Origin of the sequence: Lentibacillus songyuanensis, from assembly GCF_039548255.1 — a bacterium.
GTDB classification, from domain to species: domain Bacteria; phylum Bacillota; class Bacilli; order Bacillales; family Amphibacillaceae; genus Lentibacillus_C; species Lentibacillus_C songyuanensis.
This window is the reverse complement of record NZ_JBCLVH010000029.1, coordinates 25,424-48,094: the sequence shown is the minus strand read 5'-3', so window position 1 is coordinate 48,094 and position 22,671 is coordinate 25,424. Positions and strand designations below refer to the sequence as shown.

General features: G+C 42.3%; 18 protein-coding genes, 1 riboswitch and 1 other annotated feature. Of the genes, 10 read left to right on the top strand and 8 right to left on the bottom strand.

Going from position 1 to position 22,671, the window contains the following annotated elements; translation table 11 throughout:
* Positions 1-674: 674 nt before the first annotated feature.
* On the top strand, positions 675-1,445 hold the full coding sequence (locus WMZ97_RS19600; RefSeq protein WP_343273787.1) for a hypothetical protein: 771 nt from the start codon (positions 675-677) through the stop codon (positions 1,443-1,445).
* A gap of 386 nt (positions 1,446-1,831) precedes the next feature.
* On the top strand, positions 1,832-2,947 hold the full coding sequence (locus tag WMZ97_RS19595) for an NAD(P)/FAD-dependent oxidoreductase (protein WP_343273786.1): 1,116 nt from the start codon (positions 1,832-1,834) through the stop codon (positions 2,945-2,947).
* 187 nt (positions 2,948-3,134) lie between these two features.
* Here WMZ97_RS19595 and leuS read toward each other — a convergent pair whose 3' ends face one another.
* The 4 genes from leuS to WMZ97_RS19575 all read right to left on the bottom strand — a co-directional run bounded on the left by leuS (position 3,135) and on the right by WMZ97_RS19575 (position 7,902).
* The gene (gene leuS / locus WMZ97_RS19590) at positions 3,135-5,552 is read right to left on the bottom strand and encodes a leucine--tRNA ligase (RefSeq protein ID WP_343273785.1); all 2,418 of its coding nucleotides are present in this window, start codon (positions 5,550-5,552) and stop codon (positions 3,135-3,137) included.
* Positions 5,553-5,645: 93 nt separating this feature from the next.
* Positions 5,646-5,865, bottom strand: a binding site (T-box leader).
* A gap of 252 nt (positions 5,866-6,117) precedes the next feature.
* Entirely contained in the window at positions 6,118-6,816 is a 699-nt protein-coding gene (locus WMZ97_RS19585; protein WP_343273784.1) for an ABC transporter ATP-binding protein, read from the bottom strand.
* Positions 6,813-7,181 carry a GntR family transcriptional regulator gene (locus WMZ97_RS19580; RefSeq protein ID WP_343273783.1) on the bottom strand — a complete coding sequence of 123 codons (369 nt, stop codon included), beginning with the start codon at positions 7,179-7,181 and terminating at the stop codon, positions 6,813-6,815. Before WMZ97_RS19580 ends, WMZ97_RS19585 begins: the two co-directional genes overlap by 4 nt.
* 1 nt (position 7,182) lies before the next feature.
* The gene (locus WMZ97_RS19575; protein WP_343273782.1) at positions 7,183-7,902 is read right to left on the bottom strand and encodes a hypothetical protein; all 720 of its coding nucleotides are present in this window, start codon (positions 7,900-7,902) and stop codon (positions 7,183-7,185) included.
* 67 nt (positions 7,903-7,969) lie between these two features.
* Between WMZ97_RS19575 and WMZ97_RS19570 the strand changes: the two genes are divergently transcribed.
* Positions 7,970-8,581 (top strand): class I SAM-dependent methyltransferase, encoded by a 612-nt coding sequence (locus tag WMZ97_RS19570; RefSeq protein WP_343273781.1) that lies wholly within the window; start codon positions 7,970-7,972, stop codon positions 8,579-8,581.
* Positions 8,582-9,011: 430 nt separating this feature from the next.
* On the opposite strand, the gene WMZ97_RS19565 is transcribed toward WMZ97_RS19570, so the two are convergent.
* Complete coding sequence (locus tag WMZ97_RS19565) at positions 9,012-10,076, bottom strand: tetraprenyl-beta-curcumene synthase family protein (protein ID WP_343273780.1); 1,065 nt, start codon at positions 10,074-10,076, stop codon at positions 9,012-9,014.
* A gap of 122 nt (positions 10,077-10,198) precedes the next feature.
* Here WMZ97_RS19565 and WMZ97_RS19560 point away from each other — a divergent pair, with 122 nt between their 5' ends.
* Positions 10,199-10,726, top strand: coding sequence for a gamma carbonic anhydrase (locus tag WMZ97_RS19560; RefSeq protein WP_343273779.1), 528 nt, complete (start codon positions 10,199-10,201; stop codon positions 10,724-10,726).
* A gap of 60 nt (positions 10,727-10,786) precedes the next feature.
* Positions 10,787-11,644, top strand: a complete 858-nt coding sequence (locus tag WMZ97_RS19555) for a C39 family peptidase (protein ID WP_343273778.1) — start codon at positions 10,787-10,789, stop codon at positions 11,642-11,644.
* Between the two features lie 43 nt (positions 11,645-11,687).
* Here WMZ97_RS19555 and asnB read toward each other — a convergent pair whose 3' ends face one another.
* Both asnB and metK read right to left on the bottom strand, forming a co-directional pair.
* Positions 11,688-13,595 carry an asparagine synthase (glutamine-hydrolyzing) gene (gene asnB, locus WMZ97_RS19550; protein WP_343273777.1) on the bottom strand — a complete coding sequence of 636 codons (1,908 nt, stop codon included), beginning with the start codon at positions 13,593-13,595 and terminating at the stop codon, positions 11,688-11,690.
* A gap of 133 nt (positions 13,596-13,728) precedes the next feature.
* Positions 13,729-14,928, bottom strand: a complete 1,200-nt coding sequence (gene metK, locus WMZ97_RS19545) for a methionine adenosyltransferase (protein ID WP_343273776.1) — start codon at positions 14,926-14,928, stop codon at positions 13,729-13,731.
* Positions 14,929-15,079: 151 nt separating this feature from the next.
* Positions 15,080-15,186: riboswitch (SAM riboswitch) on the bottom strand.
* A gap of 183 nt (positions 15,187-15,369) precedes the next feature.
* Here metK and WMZ97_RS19540 point away from each other — a divergent pair.
* From WMZ97_RS19540 to WMZ97_RS19520, 5 genes are all read left to right on the top strand, one after another.
* A complete protein-coding gene (locus WMZ97_RS19540; protein ID WP_343273775.1) occupies positions 15,370-16,380 on the top strand; it encodes a DUF3231 family protein in 1,011 nt (336 codons plus the stop codon).
* A gap of 397 nt (positions 16,381-16,777) precedes the next feature.
* The gene (gene pckA / locus WMZ97_RS19535; protein WP_343273774.1) at positions 16,778-18,373 is read left to right on the top strand and encodes a phosphoenolpyruvate carboxykinase (ATP); all 1,596 of its coding nucleotides are present in this window, start codon (positions 16,778-16,780) and stop codon (positions 18,371-18,373) included.
* A gap of 1,141 nt (positions 18,374-19,514) precedes the next feature.
* The gene (locus WMZ97_RS19530; RefSeq protein ID WP_343273773.1) at positions 19,515-20,513 is read left to right on the top strand and encodes an ABC transporter substrate-binding protein; all 999 of its coding nucleotides are present in this window, start codon (positions 19,515-19,517) and stop codon (positions 20,511-20,513) included.
* A 13-nt stretch (positions 20,514-20,526) separates the two neighbouring features.
* A complete protein-coding gene (locus tag WMZ97_RS19525) occupies positions 20,527-21,339 on the top strand; it encodes an ABC transporter ATP-binding protein (RefSeq protein WP_343273772.1) in 813 nt (270 codons plus the stop codon).
* On the top strand, positions 21,323-22,129 hold the full coding sequence (locus WMZ97_RS19520) for an ABC transporter permease (RefSeq protein ID WP_343273771.1): 807 nt from the start codon (positions 21,323-21,325) through the stop codon (positions 22,127-22,129). Before WMZ97_RS19525 ends, WMZ97_RS19520 begins: the two co-directional genes overlap by 17 nt.
* 50 nt (positions 22,130-22,179) lie before the next feature.
* Here WMZ97_RS19520 and ytkD read toward each other — a convergent pair whose 3' ends face one another.
* Positions 22,180-22,656 (bottom strand): RNA deprotection pyrophosphohydrolase, encoded by a 477-nt coding sequence (gene ytkD / locus WMZ97_RS19515; RefSeq protein WP_343273770.1) that lies wholly within the window; start codon positions 22,654-22,656, stop codon positions 22,180-22,182.
* Positions 22,657-22,671: the final 15 nt, after the last annotated feature.

Sequence of the window (22,671 nt, the reverse complement as noted above, 5' to 3'; positions counted from 1 at the left end):
TCAAACTCTCCAAAAAAGTTTGTCATAGGATTGACACCAATCAATCCTATTAATAGTCTTAGCTTCAAAAATTGATTTCAGGGTCTAAATCATCCATCAAATCATACGATTCAATTTCCAACCTAACCTCTGACATCTGTTATCATACTGGTTGTTTTGTTCAGTTTTCAAAGAGCAAAATTTCTTATTGCTGTATTCTTTCGACAGCATTAAAATTATAGCATTCATGATAATGATTGTCAATACTACAAAAATCATCATTTTTTACTTTAGCTGGTGGTTTTTCAGCAGCAAAATCTATATTACGCTCCTCATATAAAAATGTCAATACTTCTTTTCCCTTTTTTCATAAGAATAAACCCTGTTTTTTTAAAAAAACTATTTCATCAATCCAAATTCCATTACATAAAACGTGCGATCATATCCTTCTGCCTGGCTTACGCACCATGAGTACTCTATTTCTCAGGATGTAATAAATGATACAACCTTTCATCTAATCATTCCTCTGAGCACGCTTCACAACAAAATATTTTTGTCCGACTCCTGCAATTACTTGATTCCCTCTATGATCTCTACCTCTTAGCATATGAGTCGTATGCATAACAAGCACGCAGCTCGCACACACTAAATGAGACATTAGCGAATTATTACTATAAATGAATTGGGGAGTTTTTATGAAACGGTTTATTCTACTCCTATTACTGACAACGAGTTTTGCATCTGTGCATACAACACAGCTTTCGGCGGCAAGTCAATCCGAAGATCAGCAAACAATTCTGATTGCCTCCTATCAGGAAGACGTGACAGGTGACGGGCAAAAAGAAGAAATTGAATTAAAAGGAATTCGTTTTAGCCAGGATAGCATGTACTTCCATAATGTATGGGCAGACATTAAAGGTCCGCAAACAAAACAATGGAAAATCGTCTATGAGGGTGGTTACGAACCAAGCCTTCAATTTAATGACTTAAACCATAATGGTATTAATGATGTCATCTTTCAAAGTGCTAAAAATGAATCGAAGGAAATGTATCAGTATCAATTCAATACATTAAGAGATGAGCAGCTGGAAAAAATAAAAGTGCCTGAATCCTACACGATCACAGGAAAATTCAAGCCAAATTTCAAAGCAGCCTTATTTCTAGATCCAAGCAAGGACCCAATCATTATTGACATGGAGCATCATGCCGCAAAACATATCCAGCAAGGAATATATAATAAAGATGGAAAACTAATGGAGCAAACCCACCTGGTGGTCGACTCTATCACACATTTGGAACCGGCATTTATCAGTAAAAGTAAAGGATTTGGGTTAAAAAGTCAGCAGCAAGTCAGTGGTATGACACGGCAGGATAAACTTGGAACAATTGAGGCTTTATGGTATTTCGAAAGCGGGAAATGGATTAAATTAAAACAAGAGTGGAAACCTTCCCAGTCCATGAAATAGAGTTAGCAACCTCATACTGGATTATTTTATCCTTAACAGGCAGTCAGACACCCACTTCAAGATTTTGAGGTGTAATAAGAAAAGACAAGTGGGAGTAACTGTCCGTAAAAGGTCCGATTTTGTTTAGGCCTGCAAGACGCAGGTCACAAGGACGTTGCAACAGAAGGTTGTGAACTTAGCCTTTGTACCTTATTAACAGCGAGGAAAAGGCATTCTGCTGAATGAAGTTTTACTTTATATAATCGGCAGCTTTCTATTCTCTATTATTTATTGCAGCATACCGAATCGGTTTACATCTGGCAGCTTCTTTTCTATATTTAATAACGTGTACCTTCACCTATTGGTAATGCTTTTAAGAAGGAATATAGAAAAAGAAGGATTAAAATATGAGCAAATTTATTATTATCGGCGCGGGGATTCTTGGTGCAACAACCGCGTATCAACTAGCAAGAACAGGTGCTGAAGTGACAGTAATTGACCGTAATGACCGCGGACAGGCAACCGATGCTGCTGCCGGAATCGTTTGTCCATGGCTGTCGCAACGCCGGAATAAGGTTTGGTATCGCTTAGCAAGGGGCGGTGCCCGATTTTATCCAAATCTGATTGAGCAGTTAGCGGAGGATGGGGAAACAGAAACAGGCTATGCACGCGTTGGAGCGATCAGCATCCATCGCGATGAAGATAAAATCCTAGCCATGAAAGAACGTGCTGTAAAACGACGGGAAGATGCCCCAGAAATTGGCGTGATTACTATCCTCAACACGAAACAAACCCAGACACTGTTTCCACTCCTGGACGATGGCTATCAATCGGTTCATGTAAGTGGGGCCGCCCGGGTAAATGGCCGTTTATTACGACAAGCCTTGCTGAATGGTGCCCAAAAACACGGTGCGATAGTTCGTAAAGGGAATGCACAACTCATTCACCAGGGAAGACATATTACCGGGGTTAACATAAATGGGGAAACATATTACGCCGATACCGTTATTGCGACAAACGGGGTTTGGATGAATCAATTATTACAGCCTCTTGGTGTCCATTTTGCGGCCACCTCCCAGAAAGCACAAATCATCCATTTACAGATGCCTGATTTTAAGACAGAAGCATGTCCCGTTGTCATGCCTCCCACGGATCAATATCTCGTACCCTTTGCTAACGGCCGACTGGTTGTAGGGGCAACCCATGAGAATGAGGCGGGTTTTGATTACCGGGTTACAGCAGGAGGAGTGAACGAAATTTTAACCAAAGCATTGGATATTTACCCGGGATTAGCAAATGCAACGGTTTTGGAAACACGGGTTGGCTTTCGTCCATTTACTCCCGGGTTTTTGCCTGTCATTGGTGCCTTGCCTGGATATGAAGGGATACTCCTAGCGAATGGATTGGGGGCTTCCGGACTGACAATGGGACCTTTCATTGGTACACAATTAGCCAAATTAGCACTCGGTGATGCACTGGAAATCAACATCGATGATTATCCAGTATCCGGCGCCTTCAAATAAATACAGATAAAAAGGATCTCGCAAATGGAGATCCTTTTTTAAAAGGTAAAGTAGTATAAAAATCATGGTCTTATTCTGCTCGTATCAGAGTAGAGAAGGTTCAGCTAGGGTCGCGACGTCCTCTCACAACGCTGAACTGACCTGTTTCCTGCAGCTCCTCGTCCGGCCCCAGCACCTTTGTTAAAATTTAATTAGCAACGATATTAACCAATTTACCTGGAACAACAATGACCTTACGAACGGTTTTTCCTTGAACCCATTCTTGAATTTTTTCATCCTCTAGCGCTTGCTTTTCCAGTTCCTCCTTGGAAATATCCTTGGCAACACTCATTTTGGACCGAACTTTTCCCATTACTTGTAGCACCACTTCAATTTCATCTTCCACCAATTTCGCTTCATCAAAAATTGGCCATGCTTCGTAGCTGATCGTATCGGTATGACCCAGCTTCCTCCACAATTCCTCCGATATATGCGGGGCCACAGGAGAAAGAAGTTTTACAAAACCTTCAACATATTCTTTTGACAGTTCATTCACCTTATAGGCTTCGTTGACAAAGACCATCATTTGTGAAATTCCTGTGTTAAAATGCAAGTGTTCAAAATCCTCAGTTACCTTTTTCACCGTTTCATGATATACGCGATCCATCGATGTGTCGTTTGTTGTTTCCACGATTTTTCCCGAAAGTGTCCCATCATCGTTTACAATTAGGCGCCAGACACGATCAAGGAACCGGCGGGCACCATCTAATCCATTGGTAGACCACGCTACCGCTGCATCAAGCGGACCCATAAACATTTCATACAAACGTAAGGTGTCTGCTCCATGGGAAGTAATAATGTCATCTGGGTTGACAACATTTCCCTTCGACTTGCTCATTTTTTCATTGCCTTCCCCAAGAATCATTCCCTGGTTAAACAGCTTTAAAAATGGCTCCTTCGTTGGAACAACACCAATATCATATAAAAATTTATGCCAGAAGCGAGCATACAGCAAATGTAACACCGCATGTTCTGCCCCACCGATATAAACATCAACCGGCATCCATTCAGCCAATGCTTTCGGATCGGCAAGCTGCTCATGATTATCCGGATCAACAAAACGCAGGAAATACCAGCAGCTTCCGGCCCATTGCGGCATGGTATTTGTTTCCCTTCGACCCTTCATCCCTGTCTTTGGATCCGTAACATTAACCCATCTCTCACTATTGGCCAGTGGCGATTCCCCAGTTCCAGATGGTTTGATTTCAGTCATTTCCGGCAGCTCAAGCGGCAACTCCGCTTCCGGTACAGTGGTCATGGTACCATCTTCCCAATGAATAATCGGAATCGGCTCACCCCAGTAGCGTTGCCGGGAAAATAGCCAATCACGCAAACGGTAGGTCACTTTTTTCGTTCCCCGCTCATTTTCTTCGAGCCAAGCGATCATTTTCGTAATCGCTGTATCTTTATCGAGCCCGTTTAAAAAGTCCGAGTTGACATGTTTGCCATCACCTGTGTAAGCCTCATTTGCAACATCTCCGCCAGCGACAACCTCCACAATTGGCAGCTCAAATTTCGTGGCAAATTCATAGTCACGCTCATCGTGTGCTGGCACAGCCATGATCGCGCCGGTTCCATAGGACATCAAGACATAGTCAGCCACCCAAATCGGCATTTTTTCATTATTAACCGGATTAATAACATAGGCACCAGTAAATACACCGCTTTTGTCCTTAGCCAAATCTGTCCGTTCCAAATCAGACTTGGTTTGAACATCTTCCAAATATTTACTTACAGCTCCTTGTTGTTCCGCTGTAACGATTTTTTTCACCAATGGATGTTCAGGAGCAAGTACTGCATATGTAGCACCGAATAAGGTATCCGGACGGGTTGTAAATACGGTAATTGTCTCGTCGTGGCCATCCACGGCAAATGTCACTTCCGCACCTTCTGACCGCCCAATCCAATTGCGCTGCATATCCTTGATACTTTCTGACCAGTCCAGTTCCTCCAAATCGTCCAGCAGCCGATCCGCATATGCGGTGATTTTCAGCATCCACTGTTTCATCGGTTTACGAATAACCGGGTGTCCCCCGCGCTCACTTTTCCCATCAATCACTTCTTCATTAGCCAAAACAGTTCCAAGTGCCGGGCACCAGTTCACGGCAACTTCATCCATATAGGCCAGACCTTTTTCATACAGTTTCGTAAATATCCACTGTGTCCACTTGTAGTATGTTGGATCGGTCGTGTTGATTTCACGATCCCAATCATAGGAGAAACCCAGCTCCTGGATCTGCCGACGAAATGTGTTGATATTATGTTCGGTAAATGCTGCTGGGCTGTTTCCTGTATCCAATGCATATTGTTCAGCCGGCAATCCAAACGCATCCCATCCCATCGGATGCAGCACTTCCTTGCCCTGCATTCGTTTCATGCGGGAAAGAATGTCTGTTGCAGTATAGCCTTCTGGATGGCCTACATGCAACCCTGCTCCGGATGGATACGGAAACATATCCAATATGTACACTTTGTCTTTGTCAGTGTATGTATCCGCCTTAAATGTTTTATTTTCTTGCCAGTGTTGTTGCCATTTCTTTTCGATTTCCCGATGATTAAAACTCATCTTGCTTCCTCCTTCTTGGGGCAATGAATCCCTTACTTTAACACTTTATCAATTTAACGCAGCAGTGACGATAAAAAAAGCTACTCATCCCAATGTAGGGACGAGAAGCTTTGATCTCCCGCGGTACCACCCAAATTAACGCTGCATCCTAGCGCTCACTCTGTATCCTTAACGCAGATTATACGACAGAACCTACTTCCTTCAATTCTGTAACTTAAAGGTGAGTTCATAGAACATTCAGGAACAGTTTGCACCACCCACTGTCTCGCTAAACCTAAATGATTATACTACTATTCCTTCGCACGGTTGTTTTCGCTATTCATCATACAAATACATACTTATTATCGAATTTTAAGCAATGCTGTTTGGTTTGTCAAGTGAACTCGTACGCTAAGCTATCAAGAAATGAGGTTTTGTTATGCTTTGGGCAGCTTTAATTATTTCCCTTATCGCTATAGGAACTTCCCTTTACACACTTACCTAAATCTTGAAGAAATAATGCGTTAGATGAATTTGGGCTTATAACATATACTCTGTTGATAACTAGTTTGTACAATTGTGCCCATCAGTAAATGGGCTCATACATTCGTTCCATCCATACCACCACATCGGTTCCAAATTCTTCACGGATATCTTCCACCCGTTTTTGCGCAACGATTTTCCCATGTTGCAATAAAACAACCTCATCAAGGATTGGCTCCACTTCCTTTAGTTCATGGGTACTGATAATCAATGTTTGCTTGGTTAAATCGATGAATTTAATCATCCCGGTCACAATCGCTTTACGTACCATCGGGTCTAAACCAGAAAACGGTTCATCTAACACAATATACGGTGCATTTCGGGCAAGCGTCACCATGATTTTAACCCGGCCGCGATTCCCTTTTGACAAATGCTTTATTTTTCGCTTTAGATCTAATTTCATAAACCGAGCAATGCCTAATGCCTTTTGCCGATCAAAATCATCGAATTGCTGTTGATAATAATGCAGCAAATCGTCAATCGTAAAATAAGGGTAAAAATAATCCTGATCTGTTAAATACGCCAGTTTTCCGCTTATTCGCCGATTAACGAGCTGCCCATCAACCTGAATTTGCCCTTTCGTTGGCCGCAATAGACCAGCTAACAATTTAAGCATCGTTGTTTTTCCACTTCCATTTTCGCCAATCAACCCGATAATCCTGCCCGTTTCCATCGTGATCGAACATGGCTGCAATGCCTTGGAAGCAATAAATCGTTTGCTTACCTTATCCAGTCGAATCATGCTTTTTCCTTCCTCTCTTGTTCAATTCCATGTATCATCTCATCGTGACTGTAGCCCATTTCCTGCATTTGCGCGCTAAATTGCTGGATTAACTCCTGTTTCATTGCTTCTCGTAATGTAACTAACCGCTGTTTATCGGTTGTGATAAAGGTCCCCTGCCCCCGCCTGGATTCCACAATTTGTTCTTGTTCTAGTTCGCGATACACACGTTGAATGGTATTCGCATTGACCCCCACATCGACCGCATATTCTCTGACAGATGGAAGTTTCTCTCCTGATTCACGTTCACCCCTGATAATTTCCCGGCAAATGCGTGTCATGAGCTGCTGATAAATCGGTCGGTTATCGTCAAATTCAATCCCCATCTTATGCCTCCACCTTGTGATCAATCAGATAAGCGGAAACAACATATACGAAAATCGTAAGTACGCCATAAAACACATACACACCGAGATAGCCAGGCCCAATCATGAACCCAGAAGTGGAAAACACTTTTCCCCAATGGGTAAGCACTTCAAAGGCTTTTGATTCCACAAAAAAAGAAAACAGCCAATTTCCAGCGATCATTAATGCAACCACAAGCACAATACTTAATCCGCCACCGATATACGTTCGCCAAATCTGGTGCAATGTCCATAAAAACAATAAAATAACTGCTACAAAAATGGAAATAACGAGCAATTTAATGCCCATCGACAGCATGTAAAGCCACACTTTCCAAATTGGCATCGAAAAAGCAGGAGAAATGAATTCATATCCTGTAATGAGAATAATGAATACAAAGAGCACGCTGACCGCACAAAAGAGACTATACATCCCCTTCACACTCAAAAGCTTGTGAATAGAATGCGGATTATGCAAGAACGATTGCATTTGATTGACCTCCGTATTGAGGCTAAACAAAAACGCAGCAGGAATCACTATAACCCCCAGCACCATCAACTCAAGTAATTGATCAACTCTTAAGGAAAAAATACTGAATGAAGGGAAGATAAGCAGCAACGCCATCACAACGAACTGACTAATAAAAAATCCTTTCATCATCTTCCACTCTTTAAAAAACAAACCTTTCATCGCATGATCCATTATTATTCATTCCCTTTGTCTTAGTGTTCTAGTTAAATAGTACACTAATATTAAAAAGAATACAAGGGTGTTTTATGATAAAATAGGGGATGCGATTACTAGGAAAGGAACGATAATCAAAATGAAGCATGTTGTTGCATTTTCACACCAATTATTACAAGAAGCAGTGACCCCAGGGGATATTGTGATTGATGCGACTTGCGGCAATGGAAATGACACCGTCTTTCTCAGCCGGCTAGTCGGTGAAAATGGCCGTGTCCTTGCTTTTGATATTCAGGAGCAGGCCATTAGAGCAACAAAAAAGAAATTAACGGAACATACACTTCATAATACAGACGTGATTCAAGATTCCCATGAACGTGTAGCAAACTATTTGGAGAAGCCAGCTTCCATCGGTGGTGCGATTTTTAATTTAGGTTACCTACCTGGAAGTGATAAGCGGATTATTACCCGCGGATCCTCCACCATCCGCGCAATAGGCGCCATGTTACATGTTTTGAAAAAGAAGGGAGTCATTGTTCTCGTCATTTACCATGGTCATGCAGGCGGAGCAGAGGAAAAGGATGCCATCATGCATTATGTCACCACGCTTGATCAACAAATATTTAACGTATTGCAATACGGTTTTATAAACCAACGGAATAACCCGCCATTTATTGTTGCTATTGAGAAAAAATAACAAAATCATAACGTTTCTGAACTCCAGTTGATGTGTACGTTCCTAGGTCGATGATTTCTCCTTTTCGGTTGATGTGCGTGCTCTTAGGTCGATGATTCCTCCTTTTCGGTTGATGTGTGTGCTCTTAGGTTGATCATTCCTCCTTTTCGGTCGATATGCGTGCTCTTAGGTCGATGATTCCTCCTTTTCGGTTGATGTGCGTGCTCTTAGGTTGATCATTCCTCCTTTTCGGTCGATATGCGTGCTCTTAGGTCGATGATTCCTCCTTTTCGGTTGATGTGCGTGCTCTTAGGTTGATCATTCCTCCTTTTCGGTCGATGTGTGTGGTACTCCCAGATCAATGCTCTATATTTAAAGAATTTCACGTGGAATAATGCCTAATATTTCCTATTAAAAAGAACGATTCAAGCGACGCCCCCTTGAATCGTTCCTATGAAAATAATCGATGATATGCCCGGGAATTCCAGTGAAAAAATTTTGCTCTCCCACCGCTCACCTGCAATAGCATCGCTGTCATGTCATTGCCGCCATCCAAATTTTTCACCTTTTGATCAGCCAAATAAAGACCAATCAACCCATGATGGATCATTTCATGAAATTTTCGATCAGGTAGGGACTGGACACAACGATCTGTTTGTTCAATAAAGTACACGAATCGCTCTTTCATTTTTTCTCGTGTAGGATAGTAACTGCAGAAGTTCAAATCCCCTTCTCGCTTATCTTCCTGCTGATCAATATAATAATCAAGTAAAATATGTAATGCCTGCATATTCGGAAAGTAGCTGTCAAAAACAGGCCCGGCTAATTTCTCAGTCATACGCCCTCCAAGCGCATAGGAAATAAAACAAAAAATCCCAAGTGTGGAACCGGCAGCTGCCGAAAATTCATACCAGCTCAACTGATCGTAACCGTCTTTTTTTTCCGTAAACCAGTTAATCAGTCGAGGAATTCGTTCTTCTTTTGACACATGCTTATGCACTTGAAGATCCCCATATAATCGCTCTAATGTAAGCAGTTTCTGGTAGATGGTGCTGTATCCAGGTATGTGGTCGGCTACTTGCTGACACGTACGAGTCAAATCTGCCAAATAACCCCCATCATCTTGTTCCTCACGCAGTTCATAATAATTTTTCACCGCATTTCCCGGGGTCAATGCATCATACATCGCTTCATGCAGCAATCGGAAATCGGCAGGATCCATGGAGGTGCTGCGGTCACATAAATTATCCAAATAATCGCTAATGGTTTGATAGGCAACGATAAAGCGAACAGCTTGCTGCCAATTGTCGCCAGCCAGTAATGCATACACTCCCCCACCCTGACAATGAAACCGTTTGGATTGAATGCTTGCCAGTGCCTGCGTGCGCAACTCTTGATTGGGAATTTGTTCCGCCCGTTTTGTCCAATAGGCTAATTCCCGTTTAACCGCTGGGAATATTTTACGGTACACATGAATCATTAAAGTCGCCGCAGTATGTGGTACATGGTTTGCCAACTTTTCTCCCCCATTCCTGAAAGTCTCCACACCAGTTATCTGAAAAAATTTGCTATACTACCTATATCATCACACTTTTCCATTCAATTCAACTTTTTTCTATTCACAGGAGGCTTGTAAAATTGATTAGTCATTATAAGAACATAACCCCTAAGATTGACAAAACGGTATTTATTGCTAAAGATGCGACTATTATTGGCGATGTAACCATTGGTGAACAATCAAGTATTTGGTTCCATACCGTCATCCGCGGCGATATTGCTCCAACTAAGATTGGTAAGCGGGTCAGCATTCAAGACCTGTCCATGGTCCATCAGAGCCCTGGAAATCCCGCAATTGTTGAGGATGATGTGACGATTGGCCACCAGGTAACATTACACGGGGCCACCATCCGGAAAAATGCATTAATCGGCATGGGCTCGATTATTTTGGATGGTGCTGAGATTGGTGAACACGCATTCATTGGTGCCGGAAGCCTGGTCCCTCCAGGCAAAACCATTCCACCGTATTCATTAGCACTGGGAAGACCGGCGAAAGTAGTCCGGAAGCTGACGGAAAGTGATTATGCTGAAATGGAACGTGTCCGTAAATCGTATGTTGAAAAAGGGCAATCCTATAAAAGCAATCCAGATGTAAGCCTCAAATTTTAATTTTTTGCATATGATGCCGATAGTAGTAGTACAGTAACATAATAACAGGAGTGTCTATCCATGCACATTGCATTAACAATCGTTTCCTGCATGCTTGCCATCTATTTTATCGTCTGCAAGAGCAAGATTTCCAAGCGATGGATCCGACAGTCATTCATGTTGTACGGCGTCATATTTGCGGGCACCGCGCTGTTGATTGGCGGTATCTATATAAAGGAGAACAAACCGAACCTGATTGCTTCTGCCATGAATCTTTTTCCGAAAACCATGATCGAACCGGCCGCGGCCAAAACGTCCCAGGTCGAAGAATCGAAAAAGATAAAACAATCAGTTCACTTAAAAGCACCGCAAATCAATCAATTACCAGAATTGCCACGCGGGTGTGAAGTGACAAGCCTGTCGATGTTATTAAATTATCATGACATCAAGGTGGATAAAATGAAACTAGCTGATCAAATTCAGATGGATCCGACGCCATACAAGAAAACAGATAAGGGAATTTATTTTGGGGACCCAAATGATGGATTTGTAGGTGACATGTATTCTTTTACCGCACCTGGGCTAGGCGTGTACCATCAGCCAATTTCAGAGCTTGCAGGCGTTTATGCCGGGGAGCGGGTGCTGGATTTTACCGGGCAGGATTTTGATGAAATCATCCAGCAATTAAATCAGGAACGGCCCGTATTAGTGATTATTAATGCAACCTACAAAAAGTTATCCAAACAGCAATTTATGACTTGGCAAACGCCAAACGGTCCTGTCAAGGTAACGATGAGGGAGCATTCCGTACTGGTAACTGGTTATGATCAGGATTTTATCTATTTCAATGACCCATTAGACCGTCGTACAAAGGCACCAATAGATGATTTTAAAGCAGCGTGGGAGCAAATGGGAAAGCAGGCGATAACGATATGGTAACGTTAACGCCTGCTTTTTCGTTTGTGTTATTTCATTCGTCTTCCTATCTAACTGCAACGGGTTGCCCAGCAAGATCCGGTTTGCTTAATTCGTTCGTATCAAATTTGTTTTCCACAAAAATTTGATGCCACAGCATGAACATAAGCACCGTCCAGATCTTTCGGCTATAATCTCCCTTGCCTTGACAGTGAGCATCCAGTAAATTGAGCACATAATCCTTATGCAGCAAATGATCGGTTTGACTCTCATGGATCAACTGTTTCGCCCAACCATTTAGCTCTTTTTTTAACCAATGGCGAATAGGCACTGGGAAGCCAAGCTTTTTCCGATCGAGGACATGATCGGGAATAATCCCGCGTGATGCTTCACGCAAAATGCTCTTGGTTGTTCCATTGGCAATCTTCAAATTCACCGGGATTTCACTGGCAACACGAAAGACCTCTTTATCCAGGAATGGAACGCGCAACTCCAATGAATTGGCCATTGTCGTTCGATCCGCCTTCAGTAAAATATCTCCACGCATCCACGTATGAATATCGATGTATTGCATTTGATTGACCAATGGATCGTTTGCCACATTGTCAAATAGCTTTCCAGTAATTTGTTGATACGTCAAATGGTCATGATAGGTTTGAAGTAACTGCCGTTTCTCCACATCCTCAAACATTTTCGCATTTCCGATATACCGTTCGCGCAATGGTGTCGTACCGCGCTCCAAGAAGCTCTTGCCGCGCACGCCCTCAGGCAGTACATCCGCTACTCGAGCAAGCAGGTCTTTGGCAGGCTTCGGAATCGATTGAAACAGCTTCAGTGATTCCGGCTCCCGGTAAATATTGTAGCCCCCGAACAATTCATCCGACCCCTCACCAGAAAGGACAACCGTCACATGTTTTCGTGCTTCTCTTGCAACGAAATACAACGGTACACAGGCCGGATCGGCTAATGGATCATCCATATGCCACATGATTTTCGGCAATTTTTCCACATATTCCTCTGGGGAAATAGTGTAGGAGATATTTTCCACGTTTAATTTTTCCGCTGTTTCTTTGGCTACATCTACTTCGGAGAAACCTTCTCGCTCAAAGCCAACCGAGAATGTTTTAATGTTCGGGTTAAATTCTCTGGCCATCGCCACAATTATGGTGGAATCAATCCCGCCAGATAAAAACGACCCAACAGGTACATCACTGCGCATATGTACCTTAACGGAATCATACATGACATCCTGGATGCGCGTGATCCAATTCTGTTTGTCCATCAAGACAGGGTTAAATGTTGCCTGCCAATATTGTGTAAACGCGATCGGCTGCCCCGGCTTTTTAACAAAATAATGGCCAGGTTCCATCTTTTTAATTCCGGTTGTCATCGTATATGGTTCCGGAACAAATTGAAAACTTAAATAATGCTGTAATGATTCACTGTCCACTTTTTGGGTTTCTTCCATTACCGTGATGCTTTTCTTCTCTGATGCAAAAATCGCACCCTCTTCGGTTTCTTTGTAGAATAATGGTTTAATCCCAAACGGGTCGCGTGCGCCATATAATGTTTCATTTTCTTTATCCCATACCAGGATGGAGAACATGCCACGCAAATACTGAAACGCTTGTTCCTTATGCTTGACAAATAAAGCGGCAATCACTTCGGTATCGGATTCGGTTGCGAATGTGTACCCTTCCTGCAACAAATCTTGCCGCAGTTCCACATAATTATAAATTTCTCCATTAAACACCAGCCAGATTTTTTCATCATCATAGCTTAATGGCTGCTGTCCACTGTCTATGTCAATGATACTTAACCGTCGAAACCCAAAAGAAACATATTCATCATGAAAATAACCTTCATCATCCGGTCCCCGATGGGTGATAAGATTGTTTTGCTGTTCAAAAACATGTACGACCGATTCATCCGGCATACTTGGTTTGTTACGAATCATTCCGATAAATCCACACATGGCTTTAGCCTCACTCTCTTGCTTTCGTCATAATACCTTTTAGAGTATATCATAAATGGTGGAGTATTTCGATATAGGAAAGAGAACAAAATCACGCCCTCTCTTTTAGAAAGATGGGACGTGATTTTAAAAATTATTTCCCCGCCAATGCCTTCAATTCCTCCACCTTATCCGTTTTCTCCCACGGGAATAAAATATCAGTCCGGCCAAAATGTCCATATGCGGCCGTATTTTTGAAGATTGGCCGTTGCAGGTCGAGCATGCGTACAATGCCTGCTGGACGTAGATCAAACAATTCACGAACAGCTGCAACGAGCTGCTCTTCACGAACCACCCCTGTATGGAAGGTATTAATCGCAATCGATACCGGTTCTGCAACACCGATAGCATAGGCAAGCTGAACCTCACATGTTTTTGCTAGGCCAGCTGCAACAATATTCTTTGCAACATAGCGTGCGGCATACGCTGCCGATCGATCCACTTTTGTAAAATCTTTACCGCTGAATGCACCCCCGCCATGGCGAGCATACCCGCCATACGTGTCAACAATAATCTTCCGTCCGGTCAGCCCGGCATCCCCTTGAGGTCCGCCAATGACAAATCGGCCAGTCGGATTAATAAAGTATTTCGTTGTTTCATCCAATAAATTTGCAGGAACCACCGGGCGGATTACATGTTCAATGATATCTTTTTCAATTTGATCGGACAAAATATCCTGGTGATGCTGCGTGGAAACGACAATCGTGTCCACCTTTACTGGATTATCGTCTGCATCATACTCTACCGTGACCTGGGTTTTCCCGTCTGGTCTTAGGTAATCAAGCGTGCCATCTTTACGGACATCAGCTAAGCGTTTTGCCATCTTATGGGCAAGTGCAATTGGCATTGGCATAAGTTCTTCGGTTTCGTCACAAGCAAATCCGAACATCAACCCTTGATCACCAGCACCAATTGCCGCAATTTCTTCATCCGACATTTTCCCTTGTCGTGCTTCCCATGCGGTGTCTACTCCCTCAGCAATATCGGGTGATTGTTCATCAATAGCAGTCAGTACCGCACAAGTTTCCGCGTCAAAACCGTATTTTGCCCGCGTATAGCCAATATCTTTAATCGTTTGTCTGACAATCGCCGGAATATCCACATAGGTACTAGTCGTAATCTCTCCGGAAACAAGTACCAATCCTGTCGTTACCGTGGTTTCACAGGCAACGCGTGCATTTGGATCGTTTGTTACAATTTCATCTAAAATCGCATCTGAAATCTGGTCACAAATTTTGTCCGGATGTCCTTCTGTCACCGATTCAGATGTAAATAAACGTCGATTTGCAGCCATAGGCCAAATCTCTCCCTTTACTAATGGTACGGAACTCATCATTATCAATTTTATGATACATGTTCAAATCCGTAAAAAGGATAAGTTGAACATCTCCTTAAAAACAAAAAAGCCTTTCCTGCATTATGAGGAAAGGTGTTGTGGCCTTTCGCTCTTATTGTTCAAGGAAATATCCTTGCATCAGATTAGCACCTTTTCACCTTCGTGATGGTTGCCGGGCTTCATCGGGCCTGTCCCTCCGCCTGCTCTGAATAAGAGAGTCCGTTCGCCATTTATCGTAACGAAAACGACATGGTATGTCAATGTTTTTACCCGGATGTCCTAGATATTATAAAGTGAAAAGTATATTCAGCAAGGAAATTGTAGCCCATTACCCGTAATAAATATCCCTTCATTAACAGACAATACCTATTATAAAATAAAAATGGAGGATCCACTTTAATGGAAACAGATAACAACATTAGATTAACAGCGGCTGAACTCTCAGAATTGTGGGGTTCATACCAAAATGATACCTTATCCATTTGTGTATTTCGTTATTTCTTATCACATGTTGAAGATACGCAAACTCGTCAATTAGTGCAGCACGCATTAGAATTATCACAATCCCATATTTCTAGACTTGTTCAACTATTTGAAAATGAGGGAAACGCAGTACCACAGGGCTTTACGGATGAAGATGTAAACGAAACTGCACCACGTCTTTTTTCAGATAGTTTTATGTTAATGCACATCCAACAAATGGGAATGATAGGCATGAATACGTACAGTGTTGCCGTATCGCTCTCTACTCGTCAAGATGTTCGAGCCTATTATTCCCAATGCCTTCAGGAAAGTGACGAATTGCATAAGATGGCAAATAAAATATTACTTTCAAAAGGCCTATATATTCGCCCCCCATATATTCCAACACAAGATAAGGTTACCTTTGTGGAGTCGAATGATTTTCTTCAAGGATGGTTTGGAAAGCGCAGACCCATACTTTCATTTGAAATTGCCAATCTATTCGCCAATATCCAGCGTAACGCTTTAGGTATTGCATTACTTATTGGCTTTAGCCAAGTCTCCAAGTCAAAAGAGATCACAAACTTTTTCATTCGTGGGAAGGAAATTGCCAGTAAACACGTTGAAATTTTCGGTTCTATTTTACGAGAGGATGATTTACCCATTCCTATGACATGGGACGCAGAAGTGACAAAGTCAACTGTACCACCTTTTTCAGACAAGTTAATGATGTTTATGACTGCTTCAATAATTGGAATTGGAATCGGGTATTACGGCACTAGCCTGGCATCCAGTTTACGAACAGATATTTCCACCCATTATGTGAGATTAACTGCAGAAATCGGAAAATATTCGCTTGATGGTGCAAAGCTATTAATTAAACATGGCTGGATGGAACAACCACCGATGCAAGTTGACCGCGATAAATTAGCAAAAAAGCAACAATAATGCATATGTGTAAATAGTTGAAGGACGGTGTTTTTTACCGTCTCCCCTCATTTTAACGTCTGAAAAAACCATCATATCTGTTTGCAATTACTTGATTGTATTCCACATTTGAGGGACAATCAATATGCTTGAAAAATTGAATGGTTCAGGAGTAGTACATAACATAACCACTTGAACTTATAAAAAGCTTAGAAATATACGCTGATTTCATGCTTAAATGTTTGGGATTATACCGTGTCACTGTAGGTATTTCCACCTTTTTCTTCTAGCCATTCAACTTTTTCAAGAAATTTAATATATTAGTATGGACTAATTATTTTAATGTGTTATACTATTAATCAGAATTAAGGAAAAGACATACAGTGAGTAAATAAAATGCATCAAAGGAAGGTGTCCTATGAAATCGATGGAACGATCCACACTAGCTGATGAATTATTGGCACAAGGAAATATCCAACACAACCTGTCCGTACCGCGCCTTGTTGAAAGAATTCTGGCCAGACGCGAAGGTATCTTGACTGAAACCGGTGCTGTAAGAGCAACAACCGGTAAATATACAGGACGTTCTCCTAAGGATAAATTTATTGTTAAAGATGACATTTGTGAAAAACTTATTGACTGGGGACTTGTGAACCAAGCGATTGATGAAGATAAATTTGAACGGTTATATGAAAAAGTTATTGTTCATTTGAAAGAACAAGACGAACTATATTCCTTTAAAGGATTTGCCGGAGCGGATAAGAAATATCGCTTACCTATTCAGGTCGTAACCGAGTACGCTTGGCATAATTTATTTACCAGACAGTTATTTATCACACCAACTGATGAAGAGCTTGCCTCTCACCTGGCAGAATTCACCGTTGTATCCGCTCCTAGCTATAAAGCTGATCCAGCGGTCGATGGCACAAATTCCGAGACATTTATTTTGGTATCATTTAAGCGACGCATCATTTTGATTGGTGGAACGGAGTATGCTGGAGAAATAAAAAAATCCATTTTTTCCGTCATGAATTATTTACTCCCGCAAAAGGATGTTCTATCGATGCATTGCTCAGCAAATGTTGGGCAAGAAGGTGATGTTGCCTTGTTCTTCGGGCTTTCCGGCACAGGAAAAACTACCCTGTCTGCCGATCCATATCGCCGATTAATTGGTGATGATGAGCATGGTTGGAGTTCAAATGGAGTTTTTAACATTGAAGGCGGATGTTATGCGAAATGTATTAACCTTTCCAAAGAGAAGGAACCACAAATTTATGATGCCATTCGGTTTGGTTCCGTTCTTGAAAATGTAATGGTTGATGCTGAATCCCGCATACCAGATTATGATAACACCATTTTAACCGAAAACACACGGGCAGCGTATCCGCTGGAAAACATTGATAATATCGTTACACCTAGTGTCGCTGGTCATCCCAATACGATTATTTTTTTAACCGCTGATGCTTCTGGTACTTTACCACCGATCAGCAAATTGACCAAGGAACAGGCCATGTATCATTTTCTTAGTGGCTATACGAGTAAACTTGCTGGTACGGAACGAGGTGTAACCGAACCACAAGCAACCTTCTCGGCATGCTTTGGCTCCCCTTTCTTGCCGTTAGCACCATCAACGTATGCCGAAATGCTTGGTGATAAAATCGATCAGTTCCAGTCAAATGTTTTCTTAATCAATACCGGTTGGACTGGCGGATCATACGGTGTGGGTAAACGGATGAAGCTGTCATACACCAGAGCCATGGTCCATTCTGCATTAGAAGGCGAACTAAATACAGTTGAAACCGTAAAAGATAACATTTTTGGTTTAGAAATGCCAATGCATGTTCCGGGCGTACCCGATGACGTTCTTGTTCCAAGAAATACGTGGGCTGATCCGGCTGCCTATGATAAAGCAGCTAAAGAACTTGCGATGAAGTTCCATCATAATTTCCGCAAATTCACGGAAGCAAGTGATGCAATTATTCAAGCAGGACCATTATATAAACCGGAAGACTAGTAGTACAAATGAATTGTTTCCTCATCCTACACGGATTTGTAATAGGCAAGGAAATGCTGTGGTATTGGTTAGGTACTGCAGTATAAAATCGAAAAGCAATTGATCAGCACTTGCTGATAGCCGTTCTCCATCAATGGAGGACGGTTTTTTTTGAGAGACAGAGCTCTGGATGAGGTGTTTATCGAGTGAGAATGAATACTTGCTTAAGCTGTTGTTTCTGATTAGTTATTAAACCGCTTATGAACGTTATATCTTCGTTAATTAAGGACGTTCCTAATAGATTGTTGCTTTTGTCAAGCAATGGGTTGATCTTCGCAGTTGATAGAAAATGCGACGTAGTGACAATTGTTTTTGATGACACTTTCTTTATAAACTGCGGGGTAAGAAGTTGTTGATTTCCAAATACGAGTGCTGGTACCGCCGTCCGGGTGAGGGGAGGGCGGATGCTTTCCGTGGGGCACGGCCTCAGCCCCCTTGCCCCTGCAACAGGGGTATGCCAACGTTGGGCGACAAGCCCGTTCTTAGCCGGCCTTCCTCGATAACCACGCTGCGGGGGCTTCGGACTTGTGCTGTCCCCACAGGAGTCACCGCCCTTCCCTCACCCGGACTAGTATGCTGCTTACTAAAAGATTATTGGCATTTATTCAGCTAAAGATTTCTGTTGTCACAAAACTATACCTGTAGGATAATACACGCATAATATGCCAACAGTTGAATGCAGCGTCTTTCCCCCGGAATTGTACTGTTAGACCTTCAGACATTTTGTTGTTCTTAGCAATAATCAACTATCCTTCGATCCAATGCCCCACTTATTATATAGTTAAGAGATGGGCGCATATAATTATAGGTAGCGCCAACCCTAGCGAAGGAAAAACACGGAGACTCCTGCGGGAGGAATGGCATAGGTGAGACCCCGGAGTGCGTCAGCACGAGGAGGCTCACCAGCCACCCGCGGAAAGCGTAGTGTTTTTCCGCAGCGATCGCCAGAGCACCGAACATAACTTCAAGTTACGTCGCAGATTATGTAAATAGTGACTACTCACCTTTCAATGTTTTTCTTATCCCCTAGGCATTCACACATTTTCCTCAAAAACATACACTATTTTGAAATACCCCATTTAAACTGGAAAGGACGATACGGATGAAAAAAATGGTTTACTGTATGCTTCTTTCATGTATCCTAATTGTTCTTGTTTCAGCATGTAGTTCCAATGCGAAAAACGAACAGACATCCATCAAATTAGGTGAGGTTACTAGATCAATATTTTATGCCCCGCAATATGTGGCGATTGAAAAGGGTTTTTTTGCGGATGAAGGATTGGATGTTGATCTGCAAACAACTTGGGGCGGAGATAAAACGATGACCGCACTATTATCCGATGGAATCGATGTCGCCCTTGTCGGCTCGGAAACATCCATATACGTCTATGGTCAAGACTCAAAAGATTATGCGGTAAATTTTGCACAATTGACCCAAACGGATGGAACATTTTTAGTCGCCAAAGGGGAACATCCCGATTTTTCCTGGGATGAATTACGCGATAGCACCTTTTTAGGCCAACGTAAAGGCGGTATGCCGCAAATGGTTGGGGAATACGTGTTAAAACAGCATGATATTGATCCACATGGTGATTTAAATTTACTGCAAAATGTAGAATTCGCTAACATACCTGGAGCTTTTGTATCAGGAGATGCAGAATATGTGCAATTATTTGAACCAACAGCAAGTATTTTTGAAAAAGAAGGAAAAGGTCATATCATCGGCTCGTTTGGCGAGGAATCTGGAAATGTTCCATATACCGTATTCATGGCCAAGGAAAGCTTCTTAAAGGACGATGATGAAACTACGCAACGCTTTACCAATGCCATCTACAAGGCACAGCAATGGGTGGAGGATCACAATCCAGAGGACGTTGCTAAAGTGATTGAACCATATTTTGAGGACACAGATTTGGAAATGATCGCTTCATCCGTTGAACGATATAAAAACCAGGGCTCCTATGCCACCGACCCCATGTTAGAAGAAGATGCATGGAATAATTTAAAAGACATTATGAATGAAGCAGGGGAACTTCCGGATGACGTCCCTTATGAGGAACTAGTGGATAATTCGTTTGCAAAGGATGCGATTGGTAAGTAAGGAGGGAATAGTCGTGTCATTTCTTACGCTGGAACATGTCTCACATCTTTATTTTTCAAAGAAAAGCTACACGAAAGCACTGGATGATATTTCGTTTTCCATGAAGGAGGGTGAATTTGTTGCACTCCTCGGCCCTAGTGGCTGTGGAAAATCAACCCTCTTATCAATTATTTCCGGCATTATTAAGCAAACGGCTGGGGATGTATTATTAGAGGGTAAGCCACTGCGTGAATCGTCAATGGCCATTGGTTATATGCTGCAACAGGATTACTTATTTCCATGGAAAACAATTATTGAAAACGTCTTAATTGGACCGAAGATTCGTCATGATAAAACGAATGAAACAACAAAAAAAGCTCTGGAACTATTAGATGAAGTTGGCTTAACGGATGTCGCTGAGTCCTATCCAAGTTCCCTGTCTGGCGGGATGCGTCAACGCGTTGCTCTCGTTCGAACGTTGATAACCGATCCGAAAATTTTACTGCTGGATGAACCATTTTCTGCACTTGACTATCAAACGAAGTTAAAGCTGGAGGATATCGTTTCTGACCTGTTAAAATCCTACAAGAAAACTGCTGTCTTGGTAACTCATGACATTGGGGAAGCCATTTCCATGAGCGATCGAATCCTCTTAATGAAATCAAATCCGGGTGCGGTTGCCAATGTATTCGAAGTGCCCATCGAGTTACGTAACGAGCAGCCATTCTTTGTACGCAGGCATCCTAAATACCAGCCATTGTTTGATAGCATTTGGGAGGCGCTAAACCAAGGAGAAACAGCTGAGAAGGAAAGGGTGGTGCTTGAAAACCATGCAGGCAAAATCTGATCAGCTTACGTTTACCGCATATAAAAACAAATTAAAGCGCGAGAAGAAAATCGTTTTCACATGGCAGCTCCTTATTCTCGTCGGATTTTTTGCCCTGTGGGAAGTGGCCAGCCGATTTTATTGGATCGACCCACTTTTATTCAGTTCTCCATCCAAGATCGTGCATCAACTTATCGGGAAGTTTGCGGATGGATCCATTCTTCCCCATATCCAGGCGACCTTGACTGAAACAGTGCTTGGTTTTATTTTAGGGACATTAATTGGCATACTTATCGCAAGCATTCTCTGGACATCACTGCGTTTATCCAACATCATGGATCCTTATTTAGTCATTCTAAACGCGATGCCAAAGGTTGCGCTTGGACCTATTATTATCGTTGCACTTGGACCAGGATATGTATCAATTATTGCCATGGGAGCAATTATTTCCGTAGTAATTACAGCACTTGTTGTCTACTCAGGGTTTAGGGAAGTGGATCCAAATTATGAAAAAGTATTAAAAAGCTTCGGTGCCAGCCGCTGGCAATGTTTCAAAGAAGCAGTCTTCCCAGCTACCATGCCAATTATGATTTCGACACTTAAGGTTAACGTCGGGCTGTCATGGGTCGGGGTCATCGTTGGAGAGTTTCTTGTTTCCAAGCAAGGTTTGGGGTATTTAATCGTCTATGGCTTCCAGGTATTCGATTTCACCCTGGTTATGTCCAGTTTAATTGTCATTGCTATTGTTGCCGGTATTATGTATAAAGTCGTAGAACGAATAGAAAGGTGGCTTATCAAGCATACCGGATAATGGCGTTAGTAAAGTAGCGCGCTTAACATATGGCGCTACTTTCCATGCCACTATAGAGCGTTCTTGTTTTTCTGCAAATAGTTGAGGCAGCTGGGTAACACATCATCCTTCATAATGAAACTAAACCGACCATTATGCTTCACGTCGTTAGGAATGCGTTGCAGCAAAACCGGACCATTTGTTTCATAGTACGTACGCTGCTGATTTAATTCCTTGATCCGGGCAAAATAAACATTTTTCACGATCGAATCGGCTTTTCCATCAACAAAATATTGCCCGATATACGTTATTTTTTCTACCGCCCCGCCAGTTTCCTCCATGACTTCACGAATAGCTGCCTGCTTGGCTGTTTCTCCTTTTTCCACCTTTCCGCCGGGAAATTCATACCCGCGGTCTTTATGATCCGTCAGTAGCCAATCATCTTTCCATTTGCAGATAACCCATACATGCTTTGGATCGCTTGAAAAGGGGTGGTTTGCAAAAGAAAGTTTGACTTCATTGTTGTAGTAATCTCTAAACATATTCATGCCTTCAACTGCCTT

What these genes read in the sequence shown, in the direction of transcription:
- pckA (WP_343273774.1), top strand. Translation starts at nt 16,778, where the DNA reads ATGAAATCGATGGAACGATCCACACTAGCTGATGAATTATTGGCACAA.
- WMZ97_RS19555 (WP_343273778.1), top strand. Translation starts at nt 10,787, where the DNA reads ATGCACATTGCATTAACAATCGTTTCCTGCATGCTTGCCATCTATTTT.
- leuS (WP_343273785.1), bottom strand. Translation starts at nt 5,552, where the DNA reads ATGAGTTTTAATCATCGGGAAATCGAAAAGAAATGGCAACAACACTGG.
- ytkD (WP_343273770.1), bottom strand. Translation starts at nt 22,656, where the DNA reads ATGAATATGTTTAGAGATTACTACAACAATGAAGTCAAACTTTCTTTT.
- WMZ97_RS19600 (WP_343273787.1), top strand. Translation starts at nt 675, where the DNA reads ATGAAACGGTTTATTCTACTCCTATTACTGACAACGAGTTTTGCATCT.
- asnB (WP_343273777.1), bottom strand. Translation starts at nt 13,595, where the DNA reads ATGTGTGGATTTATCGGAATGATTCGTAACAAACCAAGTATGCCGGAT.
- WMZ97_RS19540 (WP_343273775.1), top strand. Translation starts at nt 15,370, where the DNA reads ATGGAAACAGATAACAACATTAGATTAACAGCGGCTGAACTCTCAGAA.
- metK (WP_343273776.1), bottom strand. Translation starts at nt 14,928, where the DNA reads ATGGCTGCAAATCGACGTTTATTTACATCTGAATCGGTGACAGAAGGA.
- WMZ97_RS19520 (WP_343273771.1), top strand. Translation starts at nt 21,323, where the DNA reads ATGCAGGCAAAATCTGATCAGCTTACGTTTACCGCATATAAAAACAAA.
- WMZ97_RS19575 (WP_343273782.1), bottom strand. Translation starts at nt 7,902, where the DNA reads ATGGATCATGCGATGAAAGGTTTGTTTTTTAAAGAGTGGAAGATGATG.
- WMZ97_RS19580 (WP_343273783.1), bottom strand. Translation starts at nt 7,181, where the DNA reads ATGGGGATTGAATTTGACGATAACCGACCGATTTATCAGCAGCTCATG.
- WMZ97_RS19585 (WP_343273784.1), bottom strand. Translation starts at nt 6,816, where the DNA reads ATGATTCGACTGGATAAGGTAAGCAAACGATTTATTGCTTCCAAGGCA.
- WMZ97_RS19595 (WP_343273786.1), top strand. Translation starts at nt 1,832, where the DNA reads ATGAGCAAATTTATTATTATCGGCGCGGGGATTCTTGGTGCAACAACC.
- WMZ97_RS19530 (WP_343273773.1), top strand. Translation starts at nt 19,515, where the DNA reads ATGAAAAAAATGGTTTACTGTATGCTTCTTTCATGTATCCTAATTGTT.